Below are 25715 nucleotides of genomic sequence, written 5' to 3'. Positions count from 1 at the left end.
ACGGTCGATAGCCGTGCGATTGAACGTCAGCGTCCGTGACCCGCTCGTCGAGGGGGTGTCCACCACAGTCGTCGTCGACACCGAGCCCTCCGCGCAGGCGGGCCGTCTCGCGGCGGAGCTGGCGCGCGCCGTCGGCCACGTCGCCTCCGGTGGGGAACGGGGCGGGCCGCCCGCACTGTTCGTGGGGTCCGAGGCCGTCGGTCCCGACACCACCCTGCACATGGCCGGGGTGCGGGACGGCATGGACCTCGGGCTCGGATCGCCGGTGCCCACCGACCCCGAGCCCGAGGGCCGCACCGAACTGCGGGTGGTCTCCGGGACCGGGGCGGGTACCGTCTTCCGCCTTGTCCCGGGCGACTACGACATCGGCGGCGGGGACCTGTGCCGCATCCGGCTGGCCCCCGGGGCGCCGGAATTCGCCGCACGGGTACGAGTCCGGCTCGACGGCACCGCCGAACTGCTCAGCGCCGGCCAGGCGCGCCTCGACAGCAAGCCCGCGGCGGACGGCACGCCCTGGCGGGAGGGCAGCCAACTCGCGGTCGGCGACAACCTGTTGGAGCTCACATCCCGGCAGTCAGCGAAGGCGCCCCTGACGCCGGCGGCCGACGGCCTCGGCCTGGAGTTCAACCGCCCGCCGCGCTTCGTGCCCGGTGTGAAGAACGCGACGTTCCGGCTGCCGCAGGAACCGGTCAGGCCGGAGAAGCGGCCCGTCCCGCTGCTGCCGATCCTGCTGCTGCCCGCGGGCAGTGCGGCGATCTCCATCTTCGTCACCAAGAACTGGTCGTTCGTCTTCATCGCCCTGCTGTCGCCGATCGCCGCGCTGGTCACGCAGTTCGGCAGCCGCAAGCAGGGCATGCTCAAGTACCAGGAGCAGATGAAGGAGTACGAGGAGAAGATGGCCCGGGTACGGGCCGACGCGGACGCCGCCGTCCTGGAGGAGCAGCTCAATCTGCGCCTCTCGCTGCCGGATCCGGCGTCCCTGCTGCAACTGGTCTCGCAGCCTTCGGAACGGCTGTGGGAACGCCGTTTCACGGACCCGGACTTCCTGTCGGTGCGGGTCGGCACGGCGGATCTGCCCTCCGGTGTGTCGGTGGAGGACCCCAAGCAGGACGAGCACCGGCGTACCACGGTGCCCTGGCTGCATCAGGTGCCGGTGTCCGTGCCGATGCGCCGGGCCGGTGTGGCGGGTGTGGCGGGCGGGGACGCCGGCCGGATGGCGGCCTGGATGGCCGCTCAGGCCGCCTCCCTGCACAGTCCCGCCGATCTGCGGCTGGTCGTGCTGGCGGGGCCCGAGGGCGAACGTGACTGGTCGTGGACGCGGTGGCTGCCGCACTGCCGGCCCCAGGGCGAGGACACGTACGCGCTGATCGGTTCGACGGCCGACTCGCTGGCCCGCCGCATCGGCGAGCTCGGGCAGTTGGTCTCCGCCCGGCTCCAGGCGGGCCCGGATCTCGTCCGGGGCGGCGCGAACGGATACCCCGACGTGCTGGTGGTCCTGGACCAGGCGCGCCGCGCCCGTTCGCTGCCTGGTGTGATCGCACTGCTGCGCGACGGCCCGTCCGTGGGTGTGTACACGATCTGCGTGGACCGCGAGGAGCGGCTGCTGCCCGAGGAGTGCGGCGCCGTCGTCACCACGGACACCCTCACCCGCGGTGGACAGAGCACCGGCCCCAAGGTGCGTACGGGCGGCGGCGTCGCGCTCGACACCGTACGGCTCGACTCGCCGGAGGCCGGCTGGTACGAGCTGGTGGGGCGGGCGCTCGCACCGCTGCGCGGAGTGGGCGACAGCGATGAGAGCGCACTGCCCGGCGCGGTGCGCCTGCTCGACCTGCTCGCGATCGAGCCGCCCACGGCGGAGGCCGTCGTCGGCGGCTGGTCGCTCGGCGGCCGCAGCACCCGCGCGGTCCTCGGGTCGGGCTACGACGGCCCGTTCTCGGTGGACCTCGTACGGGACGGGCCGCACGCCCTGATCGCGGGCACGACGGGTTCCGGCAAGTCGGAGCTGCTGCAGACGCTGGTCGCGACGCTCGCCGTGGTCAACCGTCCGGACGAGATGACGTTCGTGCTCGTCGACTACAAGGGCGGCAGCGCCTTCGCGGAGTGCGAGGACCTGCCGCACACGGTGGGCCTCGTCACCGACCTCGACACGCACCTCGTGGAGCGGGCGCTGGTCTCGCTCGGCGCCGAGCTGCGCCGCCGGGAGACCCTGCTGGCGCAGTACGCGGCGAAGGACATCGAGGACTACCTCGACAAGCGGCAGCGCGGCGGCGACGCGGCCCCCGCGCTGCCCCGGCTGCTGCTGGTCATCGACGAGTTCGCATCGATGGCGCGCGAGCTGCCCGACTTCATCTCCGGCCTGGTCAACATCGCCCAGCGGGGCCGTTCGCTCGGCATCCACCTGGTGCTCGCGACCCAGCGTCCGGGCGGCGCGGTGACGCCGGACATCCGTGCCAACACCAATCTGCGCATCGCGCTGCGCACCACCGACACCTCGGAGAGCCGGGACATCATCGACGCGCCGGACTCCGGCGACATCTCCCCCTCCACACCGGGCCGCGCCTACGCGCGGCTGGGTCCCTCCGCGCTGCTGCCCTTCCAGTCGGGCCGCGTCGGCGGACGGCGTCCGGGCGGCGCCGCCGACACGACGACGGAGGTGCCGGTACGGGCCACCGCGGTCTCCTGGCAGGAGCTCGGCGGACCGGTGTGGGCCGGCGCGCGCGGCGGTTCGGGCGCGGCCACGACGGAGGCGGTGACGGACCTGGCGGTACTGACCGCGGCCGTGTCGCAGGCGGCGCGCCTCGCGGAGGTGCCGAGACAGCCGAGCCCCTGGCTGCCGGCCCTGCCCGAGGTGCTGGAGTGGACCCCGCCACCGGCCCCCAAGCCGTCCGGGGAGCGGGAGGCGGCGCTGCCCGCCGTCGCGTACGGGATGGTCGACCTGCCCGCCCAGCAGAGCCGTACGGACCTGGTGTTCGACATCGACCGCGCCGGCCACCTGCATGTCATCGGGTCGCCGCGTACGGGCAGGTCCCAGGCGCTGCGGACGCTCGCGGCGGCTCTCGCGCAGGCCCACGGCGCCGACGATGTGCACCTGTACGGCGTCGACTGCGGCAACGGTGCGCTCAACGCGCTCCAGTCGCTGCCGCACACGGGCGCGGTGGTGGACCGCAACCAGACGGAGCGGCTGGGCCGCCTCCTCGACCGACTGAGCGCCGAACTCACCTACCGACAGGGACTGTTGGGTGCAAAGGGCACCGCCGACCTGGCGGAGCTGCGGCGGTTCGCGGCGCCGGCGGAACGGCTGCCGCACCTCGTGGTGCTGGTCGACCGGTTCGAGGTGTTCGAGCGCGAGTTCTCCTCGTTCGACAACGGCAGCTACCTGGAACGCATGATCCGCCTGCTGCGCGACGGCGCCGGTGTGGGCATCCACCTCGTGCTCGCCGGCGACCGCGTCCTCGGCAACAGCCGGTTCGGCGGTACCACCGAGGACAAGATCGTCCTCAAGATGAACGACCGCCAGGACTACACGATGGTCGGCATCCCGACGCGCTCCGCCCTCACCGAGCCCACCCCGGGCCGGGGCCTGCGGACGCAGGACCTCAGCGAGACGCAGATCGCGGTGCTCGGGCCCGACCTGTCGGGAACCGCGCAGGCCGAGGCGCTGACCGCGCTCGGAGCGGAACTGACGGTCCGTGAGGAGAGTGTGCCGGACGGGCGCCGGGCGCTGCGGCTCGACGTGCTCCCGGACCGCATCACCTACGAGGAGGCCGTGGCCCTGCCCAGGACGTCGGGCGCCATGCGTCCGGTCGTCGCGGTGGGCGGCGACACCCTGTCGGTCATCGGCCCCGACCTCTCGGACACACCGACGTTCGTGATCGCGGGCCCACCGCGCACGGGCCGCAGTACGGCGCTGCTGACGGCGGCGTACTCGCTGCTCGACGCGGGCACCGGGGTGATCGTGATCGCTCCGCGCCGCTCCCCGCTGCGCTCCCTGGAGGGCCGGCCGGGCGTGGCGGCGGTCATCACCGACGCCGACGTCGCGGTCGACGCCTTCCGGGCGGTGCTCGGCGATGTGCCCCAGGACAACGCGGTGATCGTCGTCGACGACGCCGAACTGCTGATGGGCGCGGAGATCGACTCCGATCTGGCGCTGCTCGCGCGCGGTGGCGCGGGCAACGGCTGGGGAGTGCTCGCGGCGGGCAACGCCGAGTCGCTGTCGCTGGGACTCGCCGGCTGGATCGGTCAGGTCAAGCGCAACCGGACCGGCATGCTGCTGTCGCCGCAGAACCTGGGCGACGGAGAGGTCATCGGGACCAAGCTGACGCGCGGGCTGATCGGGCAGGCACCGGTGCCGGGGCGGGGCATCCTGCACCCGGGCGACGGCACACTGCGGGCCGTGCAGGTGCCGTCTTCGCTGCCGCGGTAGCGAGGAACGCGCAGACCGCAGGGGCGGCCCCGGACTCCGGGGCCGCCCCTGCGGCGGTCGTGACATCAGTGGCTCCTGGTGTACGGCCCACGCTCGTGCGCGCGTACGACCGCGGGCCGTACACCGCGCGGATCCGCCGGCCGGGGCCCGGACGGCGGCCGCGCCCGGGGCCGTCAGCCGGCGGGCTGTCCGGCCGCCGTCAGGTCGACGGGGAGACCGTCGGCGGTCAGGAACCGGAAGGATCCGGTGACGGCGTCGAAGAGGTCGTGGAGCTCGTCCTTCAGCGGCAGGTTGGGGCTGGCGCAGGTGACCACCAGGTACTGCCGCTCGCGCCCGGGCACGGGCATCATCGTGTGCATCACCAGCAGCTTCATCCGCACGTCGGCGACCACGTCGGTCTCCTCGGTGCCGGTGACCCTGGGCACCCGGCCGACCCCCGGCACCACCGCGGAGGCGATGACCCGGTCCGCCGGGACCTTCCCGCCCACGCCCACGCCGAGCTGCTGGGAGAGCACGGGCAGCGTCAGCTCGTACCCCTCGGGCGTGGCCACCGCGAAGACCATGACGTAGCCCATGAACAGGCCCTCGTCGTACATGGTCGCGGTACCCGCGCAGTACAGGGCGCCGTGCTTGCGAGCGGAGCGGAGGATCTCGCGGCCCTGCCGGTACATGTCGTTGACCGCCGCCTTGGCCCGGGGGTCGTCGGTGGCGGCGAGGGAGGCCGCCCGGGAGGCGGCGAGGTCACCGCCCGCCAGGTCGACCTCCTTCCAGCTGCGCGGGATGTCGAGGGCGAAGCGCTCGGGGCCGCTCACGAGCCGCCGCCGTTGCCCGCGTCGAGCTGGTTGCCCGCGTCGGTGTCCATCTGGCCGAACTGGGCGACGACCTTGTCCATCGCCTCTTTGATCTGGTCGATCTGGTCCTTCAACTGGGTCCTGCCGTCCTTCCAGGCACGTTCGAAGTTGCCTGCGCCGTCCCGCATCCTGCCGTTGCCGCCGAATGCCAGATCGAAATTGAAGTTTCCTGTGCCGATGTCGATGTGATCCTGGATGACGCCCAGGGACCTCGACGCCTGCTCCAGGTCGTCCCCCGGGATGGACACGTCGGTTGCCACGGGTGTCTCCCCCTCTCGCGTGCGCCCTGCGGTTTCTCTGGAAGACACGGAAACGGGCCGCGGATCGTTCACCGGGGACGATCCGGAGGCGGTGAACCATTTCGATCCCGGTCCCGTATAGGGGATGTGACTCTCCACAGCATCAACCCCGCCCGCGGGCAGGTCCGCCGGGCCCTCGTCGCCTCCGCTCTCGTGCTCGGCGGCGTGGCCGCGCTGTCGGCCTGCGGCAAGAACATCACCATCAGCGACGCGTCCGGTCCCGCGGCGTCCTCCTCGGCGTCCGCGCCGGCCGCGTCGGGCACTGCGGCCGCTCCGCCGTCCGCCGGGCAGGCCTCGGGCAACGCCGCTCTCCAGGTGGTCGGCACCACAGCCGCCCAGGCGGGTCTGAACGGCACCGGTGGCACAGTGGTGGGCACCGCCGTCCAGGAACAGCCCCCGCAGTGGGTGCAGTTGTCCGCCGTCACCTCGGCGCCACTCGCCCAGCCGCACCTGATCAACATCAACCAGGCGGCGCTCTACCGCTTCGACAAGGACACCGCGGGCTCGGGCCAGTCCGCCTGCAACGACACGTGCGCCACCCAGTGGCCGCCGGTGACCGTCACGGACGGCGGCAAGGTCTACCTCGCGGGAGTGGACGCGAAGGACGTGGGCGCGATCCGCCGGCAGGACGGCCAGGTCCAGGTCACCGTCGGCGGGATGCCCGTCTACCGGTTCGCCGCCGACGCGGCGCCCGGCGACCTGAAGGGCCAGGGCGTGGGCGGCACCTGGTTCGCGGTCGGCCCCACGGGGGACAAGGTCACGCAATGACCTCCGGCCGCCGTCCGTGCTTGGATGCGGTGTGGCGGACGACGGAACGGAAACGGGCGGATTCACGGCGGCGACCGGCCACGGGCCCGCGCCCGGGGGCGGCGGCGAGGGGAACGGCCGGGCCGCCGAGGTGTCGGTGGCACACCAGGGGCTCCTCCAGATCCGGCGCCTGACGCATCAGGGCCCGGGCGATCCGGCGGGCGTGCCCGCCCCCTGGGAGCGGTCGCAGCCGGTGCGGGCTGTGGCCCTGGTGCTGGAGGCCGCTGGGATCGACCCGTCGGCCGTGGATGTCTCGGGGGCGCGTACGGCTACGGGCTACGCCGTACGGGACGGGGAGCGGCCCGGGACGGTCCTCGTCGAATGGCTCGGCCCGGAGCGCTCCGGTGCGGCGCTCGGCGAGGAGGCCGCCTTGAAGCGGTGCGCGCGGGTGCTGGAGCGGCACGGCTGGGAGGCGCTGCTGTACCGGGGGCCGCGGCGCCGCCGGTATCTGGAGGTGGAGGCGGCGGACGCCGGGCCCGCGGTGCGGGGCCCGGCGTCCTCACGGTGACGCGCGCGACGCGGCCGGGTCAGGGGTAGCTGACCAGGTTCGCCACGTTGGAGGCGGAGTTGGCGGGCCCGCCCCGGTCGTTGATGACGTGCCGGATGGTGCCCGTACCGCCGAGGGACACCGACACCATGTCGTGGAACTTCACCCCGGGGGTGTTCGGCACCTCGAAGGAGTGCTCCGCGGCGACCGAGGGGTTGGCGCTGAAGAAGCAGTAGCTGCCGAGCCCCCACGCCTCGTGGCTGGTGACGCTGTCCGCCACCTTGTACGCGGCGTAGCCCTGCTGGCCGCCGTCCATCCAGGACGCCTGGTCCGGCGGGTCGTAGGGCATCTCGTTCTGGAAGAAGTACGTCCGGCCGCCGTTGGCGTTCCAGACGACCTGATCCTTCTTGTAGTGCTCGACGAACAGCCCGTACATGGTGACGTCGGTGCCGTTGACGACGAGTCCGGTGTCGGCCGTGTTGCTGTTCCAGCCGACGCCGCTGCCGTGGTCGGCGCGCCACAGCCACATGTGGTCGCCGATGACGTTGTGGCTGTTGACGACGAGACTGGTCGTCGCCTTGCCGACGCCCGCACCGCCGATGCGGAAGAACACGTCGCTCAGCTCGGTCGGGTCGGACACATGGCTCGCGTTCGACCCGTCGGGGCCGATCTCCATCAGCCGGGCGGAGTTGACGGTGCCGGCGTCGATGAGCAGGCCGGCCAGTTTCACCCCGTCGACGTCAGCGACCTTGACGGCCTCGATGCCGTTGTCGGGGACGAGGGTGGCGAGGCCCATGCCGAGGACGACGGTGTCGGGCCGGGTGATGTTCAGCGTCTGGTTCAGGTGGTAGACGCCGGGCGTCACGAGGAGGTTCTTGCCCTGGGCCAGGGCGTTGTTCATGTCGGCCGCGGTGGCGCCGGGCTTGACGACGAAGAACTGGCTCAGCGGGAGCGACGTCCCGGGCGGGTTGCCGTTCTCCCAGGTGGTGCCGGTGGCGTTCTGGCGCTGGGCCGGCACGAAGACGTTCCAGTTGTCGGCGTCGTCCACGTAGAGGAAGGGCTTCTCCGCCACCTGCGGTGTCTGGTTCACCGTGGTGTAGGGCGGGTTGGGGAAGGAGTTGGCGGGCGCGTTGCGGTCACCCACGAAGACCATGTTCCAGTTGGACCCGGTCCAGCTGCCCCAGGTGTCGTTGCGGGAGAGCCACTGCTGCTGGGTGCCCGACCTGACCTGGCCGTCGATCTTGCTGTCGGCCATGAAGCCGCCACTGGCCCAGCCGCCGTCGTCGAGTGCCAGGTTGCCGCGTACGTGCATACGGCGGTACGGGGCGGCCTGCGAGACGGCCCAGCGGTCGGTGCCGCCGGTGGGGGTCACGGAGAGGTTCTCCGCGTCCCGCCAGAAGTTCTGCGTCGCGTTGTTGGGCGGGAACCAGTCCGCCTCCGCGTGCACGGCGCCGTTGATGTTGACGTCGTCAGGGCTCAGACCGAGGCCCGAAACCTGCGTGTAGAAACCGACGTTGACATCGGCGCTGTAGTTGCCCGGCCGGAACAGGAACGCCTGGCGCTGGCTGCCGAACTGGTTCGTCTCCTGCTGCTTGAAGACGGAGGTCAGCTTGGACTGGATGCTGGAGGCGGACATCGAGGGGTCGAAGACCGTGACGTTCGGGCCGAGGTCCGGGGTGCCGGCGGGCGGTGGCGGGTCGGACGGTGCGAGCGTGAAGGACTGCGCCGCCGTGCCGTTGCAGGTGAACTGACCGAGCCGGGCGCCGTCCGCCGTGGACGCGGAGGGCACGTCGAGGCACTTGCCGCTGTTGCGGTTGACGAAGTGGTACGAGCCGCCGGACTCGGCGACCGGCTGCCACTGCTGGTTGTTGCCACCGCTGTAGTTCCACAGCTGGACGGCCGCGTTGTCGGCGGTGGAGACGTCGGTGACGTCCCAGACCTGCGCGGCCGCGTTGCGGTTGCCGACCTGGTAGTAGCCGCCGCTGGTGGCGGTGAACTGCCAGTTCTGGGCGGTGGTTCCGTTGCAGGCGTACTGCTGGACCGCGGTGCCGTTCGCGGTGGCCGCGGCGGCCGCGTCGACACACTTGCCGCTGCCCTTGCCGACGACGTTCAGCCAGCCGGTGGGCACGGCCGCCGCCTGCGCGGGCGCCGCCGTGGCCGTCCACTGCGGCAGAGCGGTCACCGACGCGCCGAGCGCGAGGACACCGAGGAGTGCGGTGAGCAGGACATGCCGTCCGTGTCCGCGGCGGCCGGGCCCGTCCGCCGGGAGGGCCCGGCGGCGCAGGGATGCGCTCATCAGTTCACCGTCCATTTCTGGTTCGCGGTTCCCGTGCAGGTCCACAGCTGCAGGCGGGTGCCGTTGGCCGAACTCTGGCCGGTGGCGTCCACGCACTTGTTCGCCTGCGGGTTGGTGATGTCGCGCGCCGCGTTGGGGGTGAACTTCTGGTTGGCCGCGCCGGAGCAGTCCCACAGTTGGAGCTGGGTGCCGTCGGCCGTGCCGCCGTCCTTCGCGTCGAGGCACTTGCCGAGGGCCCGCAGGCTGCCGTCGGAGCCGGCCGTCCACTGCTGCGCGCCGGAGCCGTTGCAGTCGTAGAGCTGTACGGGCGTCCCGTTGGCGTTGCTCGCGGCCGCCACGTCCATGCACTTGCCGCCGATGCCGGTGACGGTGTGCGTGCCGCCGTCTCCCCCGCCGGGCGGGGTGCTGCCGGTGGTGACGTGGACGTAGTCCACGACGAGCTGGGAGGGGAAGGGCGTGGAGCCGTCGGGGTCGCCGGGCCAGTAGCCGCCGACCGCGAGGTTGAGGATGAGGAAGAACGGCTTGTTGAACGCCCAGCTCTTCCCGCCGAGGTCGGCGGGGGTGCGGGTCTCGTAGGTGTTGCCGTCCACGGACCAGGTGATGGAGTTCGGCGACCAGTCCACGGCGAAGGTGTGGAAGCCGTCCGCGAACGCCTGGCCGCCGGGGAGGGTGTAGCCCGCGCCGATGCCGTCCGATCCGGAGTAGCCGGGACCGTGGATGGTGCCGTGCACACTGCCGGGTTCGAAGCCGACGTTCTCCATGATGTCGACCTCGCCGCTGGCGGGCCAGCCGACGTTGCCGATGTCGCTGCCGAGCATCCAGAACGCGGGCCACATGCCCTGGCCGCGCGGGATCTTCATCCGGGTCTCGACGTGCCCGTACTGTGCGGTGAACTTGCCTGAGGTGTTGAGCCGGGCCGAGGTGTACTCGCACCGGCCGTACCAGCACTGGTAGTTGCCGGGGTTCTCCTTGCGCGCCTCGATGACCAGGTGGCCCTGCCCGTCCAGCTTCGCGTTGGCGTTGCCCGGTGTGTAGTACTCGCGCTCGTGGTTGCTGACGTTGTCGCCGGTCTCGGTGGTCCACTTGCTGCCGTCGGGGCCCTGCCCGGCGGGACCGTCGAAGTCGTCGCTGAACGTGCCGGCCGCGGGGGCGGCCGCCGCCCGGGGGGTGAGAGGGGCGGCGGTCGCGGCTGCGGGCACCGCCGCGACCGCGGCGCACAGGAGAGCGGCGGCGGAGAGTGCGAGTCTTCGCATCCAGGGGGTTCGCACAGGTCATCACATCGCTTCTGGTGGGGGGCGGGACAGTCAAGACATGTGCATGACAATGCTGAAGTCATCCGATGGCCGGCACCCCGGGGGCGCCGGCCATCGGGCGCTTATTTCATCCCTTGATTTAAGGCATCTCTCATGTGCGCGTCAAGGAGTTGGTATGGACCAGTGTCACGGATTCCCGACCCGGTCAAGATGGGCCACCAGGAGCGCGGCGACCTCTGCGGGCCGCTCGACGGACGCCAGATGGCCGCCCTCCACCACGTCGAGACGGCCGCCCGGCACCGAGTCCGCCAGTTCACGGCCGTGCGACACCGGCGTCGCGACGTCGCCCGCCCCGGCAACCACCTGCGTGGGCGCGGCGATCGAGGCCAGCGCGTCCCGCGCGTCGAACGCGGCGAGCGCGTCGCAGCATGCCGCATAACCGGCCGGGTCGGCCGCCGCGTGGTCGCCGAGCAGGGCGGCACCGCGCGGCGTGCTGGCGGTCTCCGGGTCGGCGAACCAGCGCGCCGGGGCCGTGGCGAGCACCGGCCCCATCCCCTTCTCCCTTACCAGCGCGGCCCGTTCACGCCAGGGCGCCGCGCCGCCGAAGTGCGCGGAAGTGCACACCAGTGCCAGCGACGCCACCCGCTCCGGGTGACGCGTGGCCAGATGGGTACCGACCGCGCCCCCGAGCGAGATGCCCGCGTAGTGGAAGGCCCCGATGCCGTACCGGTCGGCCAGGTCGAGCACCAGCGCGGCCAGGTCGGCGACCGTCGTACCGCCCGGCTCCGGGTGCGGCAGGAGGGCCGTCGGGGAGCCGCCGTGCCCCGGGAGGTCGTACCTGAGCACCCGGTGCGCCCTGCTGAGGGCGGCGAGTTGCGGCACCCAGACGTCGAGTGAGGTGCCGAGTGAGGGGCCGAGGATCAGCGGGGGCCCGTCCTGTGGGCCCGCGACGTCGTGATGGAGGACAGCGGCGGTATCGGTCACCCGGCCATCCTCTCAAGCGGCCGCACCGCTCACGAGGGCGCGGTACCACTCGACGGTGGCGTCCAAGGTCGCGCCAGCGGGGTGGGCAGGAGGCCGAAGCGGTCCTCGAAGGCCGACGAGTCAAGGATCTGCGGCTCGGTGTGCTGATGGAACATCTCGGCGTACTCGTCCATGAACTGCCGGTGGAAGGGCCCGAACGGCCGGGGCCCGGCGAGCGGGACCGTCCTCCGCGGCACACCGGTGCGCTCCTCGATCATCCGGTGGATCTCCCGGGTGGACACGGCGGGCGCGGTCGGCAGGTGCCAGACCCGGCCGTCTACTTCCGGGCGCTCTGCGAGGGTCGCGAGAGCCGCCGCCACGTCAGCCACGTTCGTGCAGCTGTGCGGCAGGTCGGTGTCCCCGAGCACCGGGACCTCCCCGCCGCTCAGCGCGGGCACGAAGACCGCCCCAAGGTGGAGTTGAGTACGCCGGGCCCGACGAAGTCCGCGGACCTGCCGAGCACGCTGGACACACGGCCCGCGCGGTGTGCGGCGAGACGGGCCTCGTCCAGCTCGGCGCGTATCCGGCCCTTGCGGGTGGTGGCGCGCCACTCGGTGGCCTCGGTCATCACCCCGCCGTGCGCCTCCCCGTACGGGTAGAGCGGTGTCGAGCACCACCAGCCGGGCGCCCGCCGCCTCGGCCGCCGTGAGCACGGCGCGCTGGATGCGGGGCGTCACCTCGACCTGGAGGTGGTGGGCGACGTTGACGCAGTGGTGGACGACGGCCGCCCCGGCGACTGCGGCCCGCGCGCCGTCCACGGTGGCGACGTCCGCGGCGAACCGCTCGACGCCCGAGGGCGCCGGGCCCTCACCCGTGCGGTCGACCAGGCGGGCGGGGTGGCCCCGGCGGGCCAGCTCGGCACCGCGGCCCGCCCCGCGCGCCCGGTGGCCCGCCGGATCCTGACCGGGTGGCGCCCGGCCGCCGGGGCCCCGCGACGGGCGCGATACGGTCGTCCCACATACCTACTCGTCGGTAGCATGATCGGAGCCCCATGCCGCGCACCCTCACCGTCTCGGACAGCGTCGTCGTCGCCAGGCCGCCGCTCGCGGTCTACGAACAGGTCAGCAGGGTCTGGCAGATGGGGAACTGGAGCCCGGAGAACCTGGGCGCGCGGGTGCGGGGAGGGCAGCGGGACGCCGAGGTGGGGATGGTGTTCGACGGCCGCAACCGGCGCGGCCCGGCCTCGTGGACCACCCGCTGCACGGTGTCGGCCGCGGACCCCGGTGAGCGGTTCGCCTTCCGGGTGGGGGCGATAGGACTGCGCACACCACGGCTGCGAGGGCCCATCGCCACCTGGGAATACCGCTTCGAGAGTGTGCCGGGCGGCACCCTCGTGACCGAGACGTGGACGGACGACCGGCGGCGCTGGCCCGACCCGGTGGCGAACGCGTTCGACCGGATCGCGACGAGCGGTCACACCTTCGCCGCGTTCCAGCGCCGGAACATCGCGACGACCCTGCGCAACCTGAAGGCCGCGCTGGAGGCCGTTTGAGCAGGAGCGGGCGCCCGGGAACTGAGGGGCGCCCTGCCGGAGGCCGACCGGAAGGCCGACCCGGAGGCCGGGCGAGGGGCCGATCGCAGGCCGCCCCGGCGCCCCACCGCCCTTGACATATGCCAGTCGCATGCACGTACCGAGTGTTGCCAAATGGCTTACGGGGCACAGGTGGCTGTGCGAGAGTCGTTACGGTCCATAGCCAGACGCGACGACCGCGCCCGCAATCGGAGTCCCCAGATGCCGTCCCCCCTCTTCGCGGACCGCCCCGCCTCGCCCGAGCGTGGCGCGGTGGAGGCGCTCATCACGCAGACCCGGCGCCTGCGCGGCGAGATGGACGCGGTGCGGCAGGACGCGACGTCCGACGAGGACGACACGCTACGGCGCTGGCAGCACGCCCTGTGCGACCTTGCCGTGCACCAACTGGACGATCTGGGCGGCCAATTGGACCAACTGCGGGCCGGGCGCCCGAGTGACGCGCCGGCCGGGGCTGAGGCCGACGACGCGACAGCCCCGACTTCGGGGGCGCTCACCGGCCGGGTCGGCAGCGCGGAGTGGAACCTCCTGACCGACGAGGTCAGCTGGTCCGACGAGCTGTTCGACATCCTTGACCGGCCACGCGCCAGCGGCCCCATGTCGCTGGACGAGCTCCCCTCACTCGTGTTCGCGGAGGACCGGGCGCTGCTCGCCTCCATGGTGACGGGCTGCCTGATCGACGGCCGCCCCGTCGACGGCGAGTTCCGCGTCGTCCGGCACGCGGGCCAGGTCCGTACGGTGCACATGATGGGTGAGCCCGTCCTCGACGGCAGCGGCTGCACGGCGTCCATGTGGGCCGTCGTGCGGGACGTCAGCGACCTGCGGCGCGGCGAGCGCGCGGTCAGGGCGTCCCGGGACTCGGTCTCCCGCGTCGCCGGCACCGCGCGGACCCGCGAACCCGCGCGCGCCGCCGGCCCGTTCCTCGGCGGTGCGCAGCCTGTCGCCCGCCGTACCGTACGGCTGCGGCGCGGCGGCCCCGCCGCGCTCGACGTCGCGGCGTACTGCCCGCAGGGCGCGGGGGGCCCGCCGCTCGGCGGCGACTGGTACGACGTGTTCGAACTGCCGGGCGGTGACACGCTCCTGGCCGTCGGCGACCTCACGGGCCACGGCGTGACGGCGACCTCCTCCCTCGCCATGGTGCGCGGTGCGCTGCGAGGCATCTCCGTGGCCGGGATCGAACCCGGCCCGCTCCTCGGCCACCTCGACCGCCTCATCGACGCGCAGGAGCAGCCGACGCTCAGCAGCGCGCTCTGCTCCCGCTACCGCCCCGGCACGAGGACGTTCTCCTGGGCGCAGGCAGGACACCCGGCACCGCTGCTGTTCCGCGACGGCACCGGACGCGCGCTGACGCAGCCGGACGGCGTGCTGCTCGGCGCGACCCCGGGGGCCTCGTACGAGCAGGCCGACGTCCGGCTGCTGCCGGGCGATGTCCTGGTGCTGCACACAGAGGCGCTCGCCACCGGGGCGGTCGCGCGGCTGCTCGCGCTCGCCCCCCAACTGACGGCGGCCGGCTCCGCGGAGGACTGCGCTGCCGTCGTGGCGGCGGAGTTCGACGGCCCCCGCACGGACGACGCCTGCCTCCTGGTGGCCACGACCACCTGACCCCCGGACCTCGCGCGCGACGGGATCACGACGGCGACAGCCCCTTCAGGCGCTGGGCCTACACGCTCGCGCGGCGCCGGTGCTGCGGCCCCTTCGGCAGGGCGGTCTCGATCTCGTCGCGCAGCTCGTCGATCGACCCGTACCCCGCGTACCTGCCGGTGAGCCGGTACATCTCGCGCAACCGGTCCCAGGTGCGGTGCGAGGACGTCTCCCCCATCGACACCAGCGCGAGGCGCGCGTAGCGGTCCGCCTCCTCCGGGTCGTCCCCGATGAAGCAGGCCGACGCCATCGACAGGTAGTCGAAGATCGTGGACCTTTTGCGCTCCTTCGCCCGGAGGTCGAGCGCCTCGCTCGCATGCCGGCGTGCCGTGGTCGCGGCGGCGGGCTCGTGGTCGGCGAGCGTACGGAAGGCGAGGGCCTGCATACCGTGGAGGTCCGCCTCGTCGAACATGTCCATCCACGTCGGCGGCTCCTCGTCGGCCCGGTCGGAGACGAACAGCTCCTCCGCCTCGCCGAGTGTGCGCCGCATCGCCCGGCCATCCCCCATCGCCGCCTCGGCCCACGCCTCGATGGTCCGCAGCATGGCCCGCGCCCTCGGCAGGGTTCCCGCCCCCGAACCGGAGGAGGCCAGTTTCATCAGGTCGAGTGCCTCGTCGGGACGGCCCAGGTGGACCATCTGCCGGGCCGCCCGCGACAGTGCCTCACCGGCCCGCGGCCGGTCGCCGCCCTCACGCGCCGCGTGGGTCGCGATGACGAAGTACTTCTGCGCGGTGGGTTCGAGGCCCACGTCGTGGGACATCCACCCGGCCAGTACCGCCAGGTTGGCGGCGACGCCCCACAAGCGCCGCTGGATCGAGTCCGGATGACGGTAGGCGAGCATGCCGCCCACCTCGTTGAGCTGGCCGACCACGGCCTTGCGCTGGAGGCCGCCGCCGCGTGCGGCGTCCCAGGCCCGGAACACCTCGACGGAGCGTTCCAGCGCGTCGATCTCCTGCGAGCCGACGGGGGCGGCCTCGTAGCGGTCGAAACCCGCGGACTCGGCGCCCAGGGGGTCGTCCGTCACGGGAGCGTCCGCGGTCAGTACGGGGTCGGTGTGGAGCCAGTCGTGCAGGGCGCCGCTGAGCGCCGCGCCACCGGTGAGCGCGGCGCCCGCGCCCATCAAGCCGCGTCGGTTGAGCATGAGGTCCATTCCCGTGAATTCGGTGAGGACCGCTGCCGTCTGCTCCGGCGCCCAGGGCAGTTCGTCCGGGTTCTTCTCCGTCTTCCCGGCGTCCCGCCGCTTCGCCGAGCGCCCGGTGCGTACGAACCCGAGGTCCTCGATGGTCACGACACGACCGAGCCGCTCGGTGAACAGAGCCGCGAGCACCCGCGGCACCGGATCCCTCGGGGTCTCCCCCATGTCGATCCATCGCCGCACCCGCGAGGTGTCGGTGGACAGTTGGGGGTGGCCCATGGCCGCCGCCTGCTTGTTCACCAGCCTCGCGAGCTCGCCCTTGGACCAGCCGGCCAGGCCGAACAGGTCCGACAGGCGGGTGTTGGGTTCTCCACTCACTTTTCAAGCCCCCAGGTTCTCGGCTGACTTGACAGTAGCCCCCTGGCAGATGCGTCGTGACTATTCGCCAGGGTTCGCCATGGTGCGCCAGATGGTGTGCCACCCGCGCACCGGTGTCAGGTAGGAAAGCGCCCTCCCGCCCCGGTGGCCCTCCGTACTCCCCAGGGTGCCGAGGGATTTACCGGGCGGGGGGCGCACACAACTCGTCGGAACACGAAGGGATCTGGCCCGCCCATGTACACAGCATCGTCCGCCGTGTCCGCCCCGTACCGCTCGCCGCGCGCCATCATGCCCGGTGGTGGACCGTACGCCGGCCCCGCCCAGGGGCGGCGTCCGGCAGGCGCGGGCGCGGCCCCGGTCAGCGGAAGGCTGGACCTGTCCGGCCCGCAGGGCGCGCAGCTGCGGATGGCGGTCACGTCGGTGCACCGGATCTGCCCCGAGTTCCACCCGGCGCAGGTCCTGCGGCGCAGCGGCCGGTCCGTCCTGCTGGTGGGATCGGCCGGCCGGGCGACGGTCGTCGCCAAGTGCCTGCTGGACCAGTCACCCCTGTGGGTGGAGCGGTTCCGCCACGAAATAACGTCGTACCGCGCGTTCGTCAGGAACCGTCCCCCGGTGCGCGTACCGCGCCTGGTGGCGGCCGACCCGGCGGGCGGCGCGCTGGTCCTGGAGAGGATTCCCGGCCGTCCGGCCGCACTGTCCCGGCACCCGTTGCAGGCGCCCTCGCGCGCGGACGTCCGTACGGTGCTCGGCGCGATCACGCGGCTCAACGCGTGGCAGCCGCCGGCCGGCCGGTTCGACGCCCCGCTCGACTACGCGTCGCGGATCTCCCGGTACCACGAGCTGGGTCTTTTCACCGACCGCGACCTGGGCGACCTGCAGAAACTGCTGCACGGCATCGCCACCGACCGGCACACCGCCCGTCAGTTCTGCCACGGCGACGCCCTCCTGTCGAACGTCCTGCTGTCGCCGACCGGGCCCGTCCTGGTCGACTGGGAGCACGCCGGCTGGTACCTGCCGGGCTACGACCTCGCCACCCTGTGGACCGTCCTCGGCGACGATCCGGCCACCCGCCGCGAGGTCAGCAAGCTGGCACAGCAGGCGGGGCCCGCCGCGCGCGACGCCTTCCTCGTCAATCTGATGCTGGTGCTGACCCGCGAGATCCGGATGTACGAGACGGCCGTGCAGCGCACGCTGCGCGAGGCGCCCGCGGCGGGCGCGGCGGCTGCGCAGACACAGAGCGGGCTGGCGCCGGGCGAGGAGCAGCGCCTGCTGCTGCGCCGGCTGCACGACGACTGCGCCCTCGCCCGGCGCGCGGTCCGCGCCGCCGTCGGCACCCGCTGAGCGCGCCTGCCGGCGGCGGCGCCGGCAGGGATGCACGAGGCCGCCGGGCCGGTCGTCCGCGTGGCGGCCACGCGGTCACACGCCTACGCGGTCACCGGACGGCGGGCGGGCGGGGACCTACGACGGGCGCCAGCAGCGCAGGACGGCGGCGATCCGGCCGCGCTGGACGAAGGCGTCACCAGGGAGGAGGACCACCCGGGCGCCGCCGTCGGGTGCGGACCCGACGAGATCGTCCACGATGTCGTCGCGCGCCTCGGACCGGGCGCCTGGCGAGTCCTCGGCGGGCAGCAGACGGCCGTGGTCCATTCGGACCGTCGTGTCGAAGTCCCCTTCCAGCACGACGAGTTCGGCCCGCCTCTCGCGTACGGACTCGCACACCTCGTCGAATTACGCGCACGTACGCCGCTCCCGGCCGTGTCGAACCGCTTCAGCGCCTCGGCCCCTCGCGCCGGGTGTGCGCGCCGGGCCCTCGCGCCGGCGTACGCGTCGAGCACGGGCCGCAGTTCCAGGCGCGGCGCCGTGGCCGGCCCTGCGGTGAGTCCGCGCTTGACGAGACGGCCGGCGGCCTGCTATCGCAGCGCGGACGCGGGGCCCACCAGGTACAGCGGCCCGGGGACGGCGCCCGAGCATGGTGCCCGTCGCCGCGTCCAGCGACGTTCTCGGGGATACCGGCGTTCCGCGTCCAGCGACGTTCTCGGGAATACCGGCGTTCCGCGTCGAGCGACGTTCTCGGGGATGCCCGCGTCCGAGCGGGGCGGCGCGAAACCGGGCGCGGGGGTGGGTGTCGGCCCCGCCGGATCAGCCCTGCTGGAAGAGCTCCGCCGGCAGCGGCTTGAGCAGTACGTACAGGTCGTCGGTGATGGGCCGGTCCCAGCTGGCGATGGTGACGAGGACGTTGTCACTGCGGTCGAACTGCACGCAGGAGATGCGCTCCTCGGAGAGCTTGAGCCGGCGCACGATGAGCAGGTTGTCCCCCTGCATCACGGGCATGTCCTCCGCGCCGACGACCTCCACGGGCTCGTCGTTCTCCAGAGCGAGCAGCAGCTGGGCGACCTCGAAGGGGACCTCGCCCTCGGCGACCTCGCGGGCGGGCGAGCCCTCGGGGAGGTTGCCGATGATCATCGCGGGTCCGCGGCCGCCGAACAGGTCGTACCGCAGGAACACGCCCTGGCAGCTCCCGTCGGGTGCGGGGAGCAGGCCGGCGCCCAGGTTGCCCGGCCAGTCGCCGGGATCCATGGCCAGGACGTCGAAGTCGGGGCCCGCGGGCGTGGCTGCGCTGCGGCGGCGGAGGAAGGACATCTGCCCATCGTACGGGTTCTGCCGCCTGGGCCGGAGCGGGGGCGACCCCTCTACCGCGGCGGGTCGGGGTGATCTACCGGGACGTTTCCGCCATCCGTCGCGTGCTGCCCAGGGCGCGTCCCGGACACGCTGGGAAGCCGTGTCCCGGGACGGGCTTGGGGCTCGGGAACGCGGGAGCGGCAGCGCCGGCCCCAGGGGGCGGGCCGGGCACGTGCGGCTCAGAGATCCAGGGGTACGGGCACGTACGTCCGGCTCAGGGACCCGGGGATACCCAGGCCCGCCCGGATCAGGGATCCGGGCGCACGCGGGCACGTCCGGCCCAGAAATCCAGGGGTACGCGGGCACGCCCGGCTCGGAGCGCCGCGTACGGGGGGTGCGCCCGGCTCAGGAACGCGTCAGATGCCGAAATCGGCCAGCGCGGCGAGGAACTCCCGGGGACGGGTCGTGTGCACGAGGTGCCCCGCCCGGATCGTGACCAGTTCCGCGCCCGGGACACGGGCGGCCTGCCGGACGAACCACTGCTGGGGGAAGGGGCTGTCCGGACCGCCGGCGACGACGAGCGTGCGCGCCCGGATGCGGACGAGACCCTCGAACCACGCGGGGTCCGGCGCGTTCAGCGCGGCGTCCACCGCGGGCACCAGTGCCCAGTCGAAGCCGAGTTCTCCTGGGGGCCGCACGGCGGGCGGGCGCGGCGGGTCGAACGGCAGCAGCGGCGGGGACTCCTCCAGGACGAGCCGCGCGACGAGGTCCGGCGCCTCCTGGGCGAGCAGCGACGCGGCGAAGCCGCCCATCGAATGGGCGACGACGTCCGCGCCCGTCAGTCCGAGGGCGGTCAGGAAGCCGCCGAGGTCGTCGCGGAAGGCGGGCAGCGTGTAGGTACCGGGCCGGTCGCTGCGGCCGTGGCCGCGCTGGTCGAGCGCGACGACGCGGCGCCGCCCCGCGAGAGCCCGCGCGATCCCCGCCCAGTCGCCGCTGTCGGCGGTCCGGCCGTGCACGAGGACGACGGGCGCCGTCCCGTGCTCCTCGCCCCAGGTCCGGTAGGCGAGGCGCAGCCCGTTCACCCGGACGGTGCGCACCGGGGGCAGCGCGGGGTGCGCCCGCGTGTCGGTCGGTGAAGAGGCCATGACCCGATGATCGCAGCCGTGGGCCCGGGGGGCCCGCCACGACCGTCCCGCCTATTGACGCTCGGCCACGGTGGCTGAATAACTTGATCCGAGACCGCTCTACCGAATGATCGGTCGACGGAAGGGAGCACGCCATGGAACTTCTGCTCGACCCCGGGGAGCGGCTGACCCGTGCGGATCTGGTCGCGCTGCAGCTGGAGCGGCTGCGGGCCACGCTGCGCCACGCTTACGACAACGTCGGCTTCTACCGGGCGGCCTTCGACGCGGCGGGCCTGCGCCCCGAGGACTGCGGGACCCTGGCCGACCTGGCGCGCTTCCCGCTGACCTCGAAGGCGGACCTGAGGGAGAACTACCCGTTCGGGATGTTCGCGGTCGAGGAGTCCCGGATCCGCCGCATCCACGCCTCCAGCGGCACGACCGGCCTGCCCACCGTCGTCGGGTACACGGAGCGTGACCTGACCACCTGGGCCGATGTGATGGCGCGTTCGATCCGGGCGGCCGGCGGGCGGCCCGGCCACAAGGTGCACGTGGCATACGGATACGGCCTGTTCACCGGCGGCCTCGGGGCGCACTACGGCGCGGAGCGCCTCGGCTGCACGGTGATCCCCGCGTCGGGCGGCATGACGGCCCGGCAGGTGCAACTGATCAAGGACTTCCGTCCCGAGGTCATCATGGTGACGCCGTCCTACATGCTGACGCTGCTCGACGAGTTCGAGCGGCAGGGCGTCGATCCCCGCTCCACCTCGCTGAAGGTGGGCATTTTCGGCGCCGAGCCGTGGACCGAGGAGATGCGGCGGGAGATCGAGGAGAGGTGCGCGCTGGACGCGGTCGACATCTACGGCCTCAGCGAGGTGATGGGGCCGGGGATCGCCCAGGAGTGCGTGGAGGCCAAGGGCGCGCTGACGATCTGGGAGGACCACTTCTATCCGGAGGTCGTGGACCCCGTGACCGGCGAGGTGCTGCCCGAGGGAGAGGAGGGCGAGCTCGTCCTCACCTCCCTCACGAAGGAGGCCATGCCGGTGATCCGCTACCGCACCCGTGACCTCACCCGGCTGCTGCCGGGCGACGCGCGGGTGTTCCGGCGCATGGCGAAGGTGACGGGCCGCTCCGACGACATGGTGATCCTGCGCGGGGTGAACGTCTTCCCGACGCAGATCGAGGAGATCGTGCTCCGCACGCCCACCGTCGCTCCGCACTTCCAGCTGCGGCTGACGCGTGAGGGCCGGATGGACGCGCTGACGGTACGGGCGGAGGCCCGCGCGGGGGCGACACCGTCGCAGCGGGCCGAAGCGGCACGGACGATCGCGGCAGCGGTCAAGGACGGGGTGGGCGTCTCGGTGGCGGTGGAGATCGTGGACCCGCAGACGCTGGAGCGCTCCGTCGGCAAGATCCGCCGGATCGTGGACCTGCGCGAGAAGGCGGCCTGACGCACCCCGGCAGCCGGGCCCGTGCGGGGGCCCGGCACCTCGCCCGCAGCACCGGCAACGTCGGCCGCCTCGCCGGTCCCTCCCCGCTACGGGCTGACCGCGAGGAAGATGAACGCCGCGCAGAGCACCAGGTGCACCCCGCCCTGCAGCAGGGTGGCACGGCCCGGCAGCACCGTCAGGGCGCTCACCACCAGGGTCAGCGCGAGCAGCACCATGTGCGTGGGGTTCAGGCCGAGGACGAGCGGGCCCTTGATGAAGACGGTGGCGAGCGCGATCGCCGGGATGGTCAGGCCGATGCTCGCGATGGCCGAGCCGTACGCGAGGTTGAGGCTCGTCTGGATGTGGTCGCGGCGGGCGGCCCGCAGGGCGGACAGTGTCTCGGGCAGCAGGACGAGCAGGGCGATGATCACGCCGACGACGGCCTGGGGCAGGCCGGCGGACTCGACACCCGACTCGATGGTCGGCGAGACCGCCTTGGCGTCCCCGACGACGGCCACCAGGGCCAGCAGCAGCACGACGAGGCTCAGCAGCGCGGCGCGCCGCGTGGGGCGTCCACCGTGGCCGGCTTCCTCCTCGTCCGCTTCGTCGTCCGCGTTCCGGCCGCCGCCTGCCTCGTACGGCCGGCCCTCGTCGTCGACCGGCAGGAAGTACTCGCGGTGGCGGACGGTCTGCACGGTGACGAACAGCGCGTAGAGGGCGAGGGACGTGATCGCGGCGAAGGTCAGCTGGGAACCGGAGAAGCGCGGTCCCGGCGTGCTGGTGGTGAAGGTCGGCAGGACGAGGCCCAGGGCGGCGAGCGTGCCGACCGTGGTGAGCGCCGCGCTCGCGCCCTCGGCGCTGAAGACCGCGACGCGGCGGCGCAGCGCTCCGATCAGCAGGCACAGACCCACGATGCCGTTGGTGGTGATCATGACCGCGGCGAAGACGGTGTCGCGGGCGAGCGCGTGGCTCCTGGCGCCGCCGTCGATCATCAGGGTGACGATGAGGGCCACTTCGATGAGGGTGACGGCGACCGCGAGGACGAGCGATCCGAACGGCTCCCCCACCCGGTGCGCCACCACCTCCGCGTGGTGGACGGCGGCGAGGACGGCACCCGCGAGACAGAGGGCGACGAGCGCCACGGCGAAGCCGGGCAGGCCCTTGCGGCCCCAGCTCAGCAGCAGCGCGACGAAGGCGACGACGGGCACCGCGACGGTCCAGCGGGAGAGCAGGGACCGCAGCGTGGTGCTCGTCGTCATACGCGACACGCTGCCAGAGCCCGGCCGTGAGCGCGCGTCGGCGGGGTGCCCGCGGGCCGGGCCCTGGGCCGTACGGGGCGCGGGCGGGCGGCGGGTGACGGTGCGCCACCGATGGCGTGCGCCCGAAGACGCCTCCTGGCCCCCGTCGAGGCCGGGCCCCAGGCGGCTCAGACGCCGGTCGCCACGGGCTCCTCGGCCTCCCGGCGCTGCCTGCGGGCGCCGGCCGCGACGACGGCGAGGCAACCCGCGGCGATCAGTGCCACCACGGTCAGGAGCACGGGGTAGGACACCTGGGAGGAGACCAGGGCCAGCACGGTCGGCAGCAGGAATCCCGCGTACGCGAGCGTGTAGTACACGCCGGTCAGCCCGGCGAGGTCGTCCGCCGAGGCGATGCGCTGCACCTGCAGCAGGCCGGTGACCACGGCGATGCCGTAGCCGGCGCCGAGGACCACGGCCGCCACCAGCGCGAGCCAGGGCGAGCGCAGGGCGGCGTCGGCGGCGCACAGGACGGTGCCCGCCAGGAGGACGGTCATGGCGACGACACCGGGATTCGGCCCGGCCGCCGCACGGTCGAGGCGTTTGGCGAGCGGCTGCACGGCGACGCCGGTGCCCAGGTAGAGGACGGTCAGCGCGGTCGCGTACAGGAGCCCCCAGTCGCCGAGGCGGTCGTCCACCAACTGCGGCATCACCGCGTAGGCGAGTCCCGCGGCGCCGAACACCCAGGGCGCCATGGGCAGCACGAGCAGCCGGAAGCGGCGGCGGCCGTGCGCGGGCACCCGCAGGTCGGCGAGCAGGCCGCGGCGGGCGCCGGCCGGAGCGCCGCGGGTCTCGTGCACCCGCGGCAGGCGGAAGAGCGCGGGCAGCGTGAGCGTGATGTGCACGACGTAGGGCAGGACCATGGGCCACGGCCCCCACTGGGCGAGGACGCCCGCGACGCCCGCGCCGAGACCGAACCCGGCGGTGAGCCAGAGGGAGGCGCGGCGGGCGCCGAGGGTCGGGTCCGCCGCGTCCGCGGACAGCTCCTTGACCCAGCTGCTTCCGACGGACATGGCGATGCCGACGGCGACCCCGGTCAGCAGCCGGCCCGCGTATATGGGCACGGCGCCGTCCACGCCGAACGCGAGGACCGCGCTGGCCGCGGCGGACGCGGCGGTGCCCGCGAGCATGACGCGTCGCCTGCCGTAGCGGTCCGAGAGCGGGCCCGCGAGGAGGAGGCCCGGGATGAGGCCGACGACGTAGGCGCCGAGGAAGGCGTCCACGCTCAGCACGGAGTAGCCGCCGACGCGCCGGTACATCAGGAGCAGGGGGGTGAACTGGTTGCCTCCCCAGCCGCAGGCGAACATCGCGAAGGCGGCGGTGCGGGCCTGGCTCCCGGTCGCGGCGGCGGTCCCCGCTTCCGCGCGGGCACGCGTGCCCGCGGGCGGGCCGCTCACGCCGCTCCCCCGTCCCGTGCCCCGCCGGGCGCGGCAACGCCCTGGTGGGTGCCGGTGAGGTGCGCGTCGAGCGCGGCGGTGAAACCGGCCACGTCCGCGTCGCGCAGCAGGCCAAGGAGCCGGGTGTGCTCCTCGACCAGCAGGCCCAGCCGTTCAGGGCGCGGCGTCAGGGCGAAGACGCTCATACGGCGCTGCCGGTCGGTGAGGGTGCCGTAGAAGCGGCTGGACAGGGCGTTGCCCGACGCGTCCACGAGGGCGCGGTGGAACGCCTCGTCCACCTCGGCGAACCCCTCGACGTCCGCCGCCGCGGCCCGTTCGCCCTGGCTCTCGATCAGTTCCCGCAGCCGCTCCTCGTCGTGCGCCCCGAGACCTCGGCGTGCGATGCGCGCCGCGGCGGCCGTCTCCAGGGCCTGGCGCAGTTCGAGCACGTCCTGCGCCTCGCCGGGACTGACCGGGACGACGACGGCCCCCCGCTTCGGGTGGAGTTCGAGCAGGTCCTCGCTCTGGAGCCGCAGGAACGCCTCGCGTACGGGCGTGCGGCTGAGCGACGCCCGCTCGGCGATCTCGCCTTCGCTGATCAGGCTCCCCCCGGGCAGCCGGCCGGTGAGGATGAGTTCCTTGGTGAGCGCGTAGGCGGTGTCGGACGCCGAGGTCCGGGCCGGGCGCGTGGGATCGTGCATGGCCGCACGATATCAGCGTTGGATGCATGCATAGATGCAAGCTGTTCCCGCCCCTCCCGACCCCTCCCGACCCCTCACCGGCCGCTCACCGGCCGCTCGCCCGCCAGGTGCCCAGACCGGCGTGGGCAGCCACCTCGTCCGCCACCTCCGCCCAGACCGGCTCGGGCAGGTCGTGCCCGACGCCGGGGAGCAGTCGCAGCCGGGCACCGGGGACCCGGCGGGCGATCGCGCGGGCGGCGGACGCCCTGATCAGCGGATCGGCGGCGCCATGCACGACCAGCGTGGGTGCGGCGACCGCCTCGATGGCGGGGCCGTGCCACTGGGCGCCGATCTGACGGCTCTGGCTCGGGGCGTCGATCACGCCCGCGTCCGCGAGCGCGGCGATCCGTTCCCGGGCGGCCGCCTCGTCGTACGGATGGCCGGGCGAGGCCATGAGCCGCGCCACGGCGACGCCCGCGTCCGTGTGCCCCTCGGGGGTGTCCGGGAACGACAGCCGGGCGAGCCGGGCGAGGGTGCCGAGACGGATGAAGCGCAGCGTGCCGAGGCCGGCCGCGTCGCCGGGCACCGCGGAGACGGAGGTGAGGGTACGCACCCGGGTCGGGTGGCGCAGCGCCACCCGCTGGGCGATGGCGCCGCCGAGGGACTGGCCGAGGAGGTGGGCGGACTCCCAGCCGAGTGCATCGAGCACGGCGATCGCGTCGTCCGCCGTGTCCTCGGCCGTGTACGCCGGGCCCCGGCGGCCGAACAGCGCCCGCAGGGGACCGCGGGTCGCGGTCGCGGGGAAGTGGGTCGACGCGCCGCCGTCGCGCTGGTCGTAGCGGGCCACGGCGAATCCGCGCACGGCGAACGCGTGGGCGAGCCCGTCGGGCCACCACGCGCGGGACACGCCGAGCCCCGTGACGAGCAGCAGCGGTGCGCGGTCGCCGTCCGCCGGCGCGTCGGCGAACCGGTCGTACGCCAGCTCGACCCGGTCGTTGCGGGCCCTGCCGACCGGTCCCCAGCCCGCGTGCGCGGTCCCGTCGGTTTCGTTCATCGATCATCCCCCCTGAAAC

Annotated in this window: 20 protein-coding genes and 1 pseudogene; 7 read left to right on the top strand and 14 right to left on the bottom strand. The window is 73.4% G+C overall.

Features of this window, described 5'->3' with window-relative positions:
• Positions 1-13 precede the first annotated feature (13 nt).
• On the top strand, positions 14-4423 hold the full coding sequence (locus tag OG310_RS32505; RefSeq protein ID WP_329459418.1) for an FtsK/SpoIIIE domain-containing protein: 4410 nt from the start codon (positions 14-16) through the stop codon (positions 4421-4423).
• A 173-nt stretch (positions 4424-4596) separates the two neighbouring features.
• On the opposite strand, the gene OG310_RS32500 is transcribed toward OG310_RS32505, so the two are convergent.
• Together OG310_RS32500 and OG310_RS32495 are read right to left on the bottom strand one after the other, a co-directional pair.
• Positions 4597-5235 (bottom strand): hypothetical protein, encoded by a 639-nt coding sequence (locus OG310_RS32500; protein ID WP_329459417.1) that lies wholly within the window; start codon positions 5233-5235, stop codon positions 4597-4599.
• Positions 5232-5534: a hypothetical protein gene (locus OG310_RS32495; RefSeq protein WP_329459416.1), complete on the bottom strand. Its 303-nt coding sequence runs from the start codon at positions 5532-5534 to the stop codon at positions 5232-5234. Before OG310_RS32495 ends, OG310_RS32500 begins: the two co-directional genes overlap by 4 nt.
• Positions 5535-5660: 126 nt before the next feature.
• Between OG310_RS32495 and OG310_RS32490 the strand changes: the two genes are divergently transcribed.
• Positions 5661-6341 (top strand): hypothetical protein, encoded by a 681-nt coding sequence (locus OG310_RS32490; RefSeq protein ID WP_329459415.1) that lies wholly within the window; start codon positions 5661-5663, stop codon positions 6339-6341.
• Between the two features lie 31 nt (positions 6342-6372).
• Positions 6373-6888, top strand: coding sequence for a hypothetical protein (locus OG310_RS32485; protein WP_329459414.1), 516 nt, complete (start codon positions 6373-6375; stop codon positions 6886-6888).
• 19 nt (positions 6889-6907) lie between these two features.
• Here OG310_RS32485 and OG310_RS32480 read toward each other — a convergent pair whose 3' ends face one another.
• The 4 genes and pseudogenes from OG310_RS32480 to OG310_RS32465 form a co-directional block, all read right to left on the bottom strand.
• Positions 6908-9163, bottom strand: a complete 2256-nt coding sequence (locus OG310_RS32480) for an RICIN domain-containing protein (RefSeq protein ID WP_329459413.1) — start codon at positions 9161-9163, stop codon at positions 6908-6910.
• A complete protein-coding gene (locus OG310_RS32475; RefSeq protein ID WP_329459412.1) occupies positions 9163-10416 on the bottom strand; it encodes a family 16 glycosylhydrolase in 1254 nt (417 codons plus the stop codon). The genes OG310_RS32480 and OG310_RS32475 overlap by 1 nt, the downstream gene beginning before the upstream one ends.
• Positions 10417-10602: 186 nt before the next feature.
• Positions 10603-11400: an alpha/beta fold hydrolase gene (locus OG310_RS32470; protein ID WP_329459411.1), complete on the bottom strand. Its 798-nt coding sequence runs from the start codon at positions 11398-11400 to the stop codon at positions 10603-10605.
• 12 nt (positions 11401-11412) lie between these two features.
• Positions 11413-12293 (bottom strand): annotated as a pseudogene (locus OG310_RS32465) (NAD-dependent epimerase/dehydratase family protein).
• 137 nt (positions 12294-12430) lie between these two features.
• On the opposite strand from OG310_RS32465, the gene OG310_RS32460 reads away from it, so the two are divergent.
• A complete protein-coding gene (locus tag OG310_RS32460; RefSeq protein ID WP_329459410.1) occupies positions 12431-12931 on the top strand; it encodes an SRPBCC family protein in 501 nt (166 codons plus the stop codon).
• 240 nt (positions 12932-13171) lie between these two features.
• On the top strand, positions 13172-14569 hold the full coding sequence (locus tag OG310_RS32455; protein WP_329459409.1) for a SpoIIE family protein phosphatase: 1398 nt from the start codon (positions 13172-13174) through the stop codon (positions 14567-14569).
• Between the two features lie 58 nt (positions 14570-14627).
• Here OG310_RS32455 and OG310_RS32450 read toward each other — a convergent pair whose 3' ends face one another.
• Positions 14628-16121 (bottom strand): DNA-binding protein NsdB, encoded by a 1494-nt coding sequence (locus OG310_RS32450; protein ID WP_329459408.1) that lies wholly within the window; start codon positions 16119-16121, stop codon positions 14628-14630.
• A 234-nt stretch (positions 16122-16355) separates the two neighbouring features.
• On the opposite strand from OG310_RS32450, the gene OG310_RS32445 reads away from it, so the two are divergent.
• Positions 16356-17462: an aminoglycoside phosphotransferase family protein gene (locus tag OG310_RS32445; RefSeq protein WP_329459407.1), complete on the top strand. Its 1107-nt coding sequence runs from the start codon at positions 16356-16358 to the stop codon at positions 17460-17462.
• Between the two features lie 117 nt (positions 17463-17579).
• On the opposite strand, the gene OG310_RS32440 is transcribed toward OG310_RS32445, so the two are convergent.
• From OG310_RS32440 to OG310_RS32430, 3 genes are all read right to left on the bottom strand, one after another.
• On the bottom strand, positions 17580-17840 hold the full coding sequence (locus OG310_RS32440; protein ID WP_329459406.1) for a hypothetical protein: 261 nt from the start codon (positions 17838-17840) through the stop codon (positions 17580-17582).
• Positions 17841-18260: 420 nt separating this feature from the next.
• Positions 18261-18761, bottom strand: a complete 501-nt coding sequence (locus OG310_RS32435; RefSeq protein WP_329459405.1) for a hypothetical protein — start codon at positions 18759-18761, stop codon at positions 18261-18263.
• Positions 18762-19156: 395 nt separating this feature from the next.
• The gene (locus tag OG310_RS32430) at positions 19157-19885 is read right to left on the bottom strand and encodes an alpha/beta fold hydrolase (protein WP_329459404.1); all 729 of its coding nucleotides are present in this window, start codon (positions 19883-19885) and stop codon (positions 19157-19159) included.
• Between the two features lie 134 nt (positions 19886-20019).
• On the opposite strand from OG310_RS32430, the gene paaK reads away from it, so the two are divergent.
• On the top strand, positions 20020-21312 hold the full coding sequence (paaK, locus tag OG310_RS32425) for a phenylacetate--CoA ligase PaaK (RefSeq protein WP_329459403.1): 1293 nt from the start codon (positions 20020-20022) through the stop codon (positions 21310-21312).
• Positions 21313-21398: 86 nt separating this feature from the next.
• Here the strand turns inward: paaK and OG310_RS32420 are convergent, their stop codons facing one another.
• The 4 genes from OG310_RS32420 to OG310_RS32405 all read right to left on the bottom strand — a co-directional run bounded on the left by OG310_RS32420 (position 21399) and on the right by OG310_RS32405 (position 25696).
• Complete coding sequence (locus OG310_RS32420; protein ID WP_329459402.1) at positions 21399-22550, bottom strand: calcium:proton antiporter; 1152 nt, start codon at positions 22548-22550, stop codon at positions 21399-21401.
• Positions 22551-22717: 167 nt separating this feature from the next.
• Positions 22718-23983 carry an MFS transporter gene (locus OG310_RS32415; RefSeq protein ID WP_329459401.1) on the bottom strand — a complete coding sequence of 422 codons (1266 nt, stop codon included), beginning with the start codon at positions 23981-23983 and terminating at the stop codon, positions 22718-22720.
• Positions 23980-24663, bottom strand: a complete 684-nt coding sequence (locus OG310_RS32410; RefSeq protein WP_329459400.1) for a GntR family transcriptional regulator — start codon at positions 24661-24663, stop codon at positions 23980-23982. The genes OG310_RS32415 and OG310_RS32410 overlap by 4 nt, the downstream gene beginning before the upstream one ends.
• 85 nt (positions 24664-24748) lie before the next feature.
• Entirely contained in the window at positions 24749-25696 is a 948-nt protein-coding gene (locus OG310_RS32405) for an alpha/beta fold hydrolase (protein ID WP_329459399.1), read from the bottom strand.
• Between the last annotated feature and the right edge of the window lie 19 nt (positions 25697-25715).

Origin of the sequence: Streptomyces sp. NBC_01497 (assembly GCF_036250695.1) — a bacterium.
GTDB lineage: Bacteria > Actinomycetota > Actinomycetes > Streptomycetales > Streptomycetaceae > Streptomyces.
This window is presented reverse-complemented; position numbering and strand designations above follow the sequence as displayed.

Coding starts and splice junctions, on each gene's coding strand:
- OG310_RS32480 (WP_329459413.1), bottom strand. CDS start 9,163: ATGAGCGCATCCCTGCGCCGCCGGGCCCTCCCGGCGGACGGGCCCGGC.
- OG310_RS32475 (WP_329459412.1), bottom strand. CDS start 10,416: ATGCGAAGACTCGCACTCTCCGCCGCCGCTCTCCTGTGCGCCGCGGTC.
- OG310_RS32460 (WP_329459410.1), top strand. CDS start 12,431: ATGCCGCGCACCCTCACCGTCTCGGACAGCGTCGTCGTCGCCAGGCCG.
- OG310_RS32455 (WP_329459409.1), top strand. CDS start 13,172: ATGCCGTCCCCCCTCTTCGCGGACCGCCCCGCCTCGCCCGAGCGTGGC.
- OG310_RS32445 (WP_329459407.1), top strand. CDS start 16,356: ATGTACACAGCATCGTCCGCCGTGTCCGCCCCGTACCGCTCGCCGCGC.
- OG310_RS32435 (WP_329459405.1), bottom strand. CDS start 18,761: ATGTCCTTCCTCCGCCGCCGCAGCGCAGCCACGCCCGCGGGCCCCGAC.
- OG310_RS32430 (WP_329459404.1), bottom strand. CDS start 19,885: ATGGCCTCTTCACCGACCGACACGCGGGCGCACCCCGCGCTGCCCCCG.
- paaK (WP_329459403.1), top strand. CDS start 20,020: ATGGAACTTCTGCTCGACCCCGGGGAGCGGCTGACCCGTGCGGATCTG.
- OG310_RS32420 (WP_329459402.1), bottom strand. CDS start 22,550: ATGACGACGAGCACCACGCTGCGGTCCCTGCTCTCCCGCTGGACCGTC.
- OG310_RS32410 (WP_329459400.1), bottom strand. CDS start 24,663: ATGCACGATCCCACGCGCCCGGCCCGGACCTCGGCGTCCGACACCGCC.
- OG310_RS32405 (WP_329459399.1), bottom strand. CDS start 25,696: ATGAACGAAACCGACGGGACCGCGCACGCGGGCTGGGGACCGGTCGGC.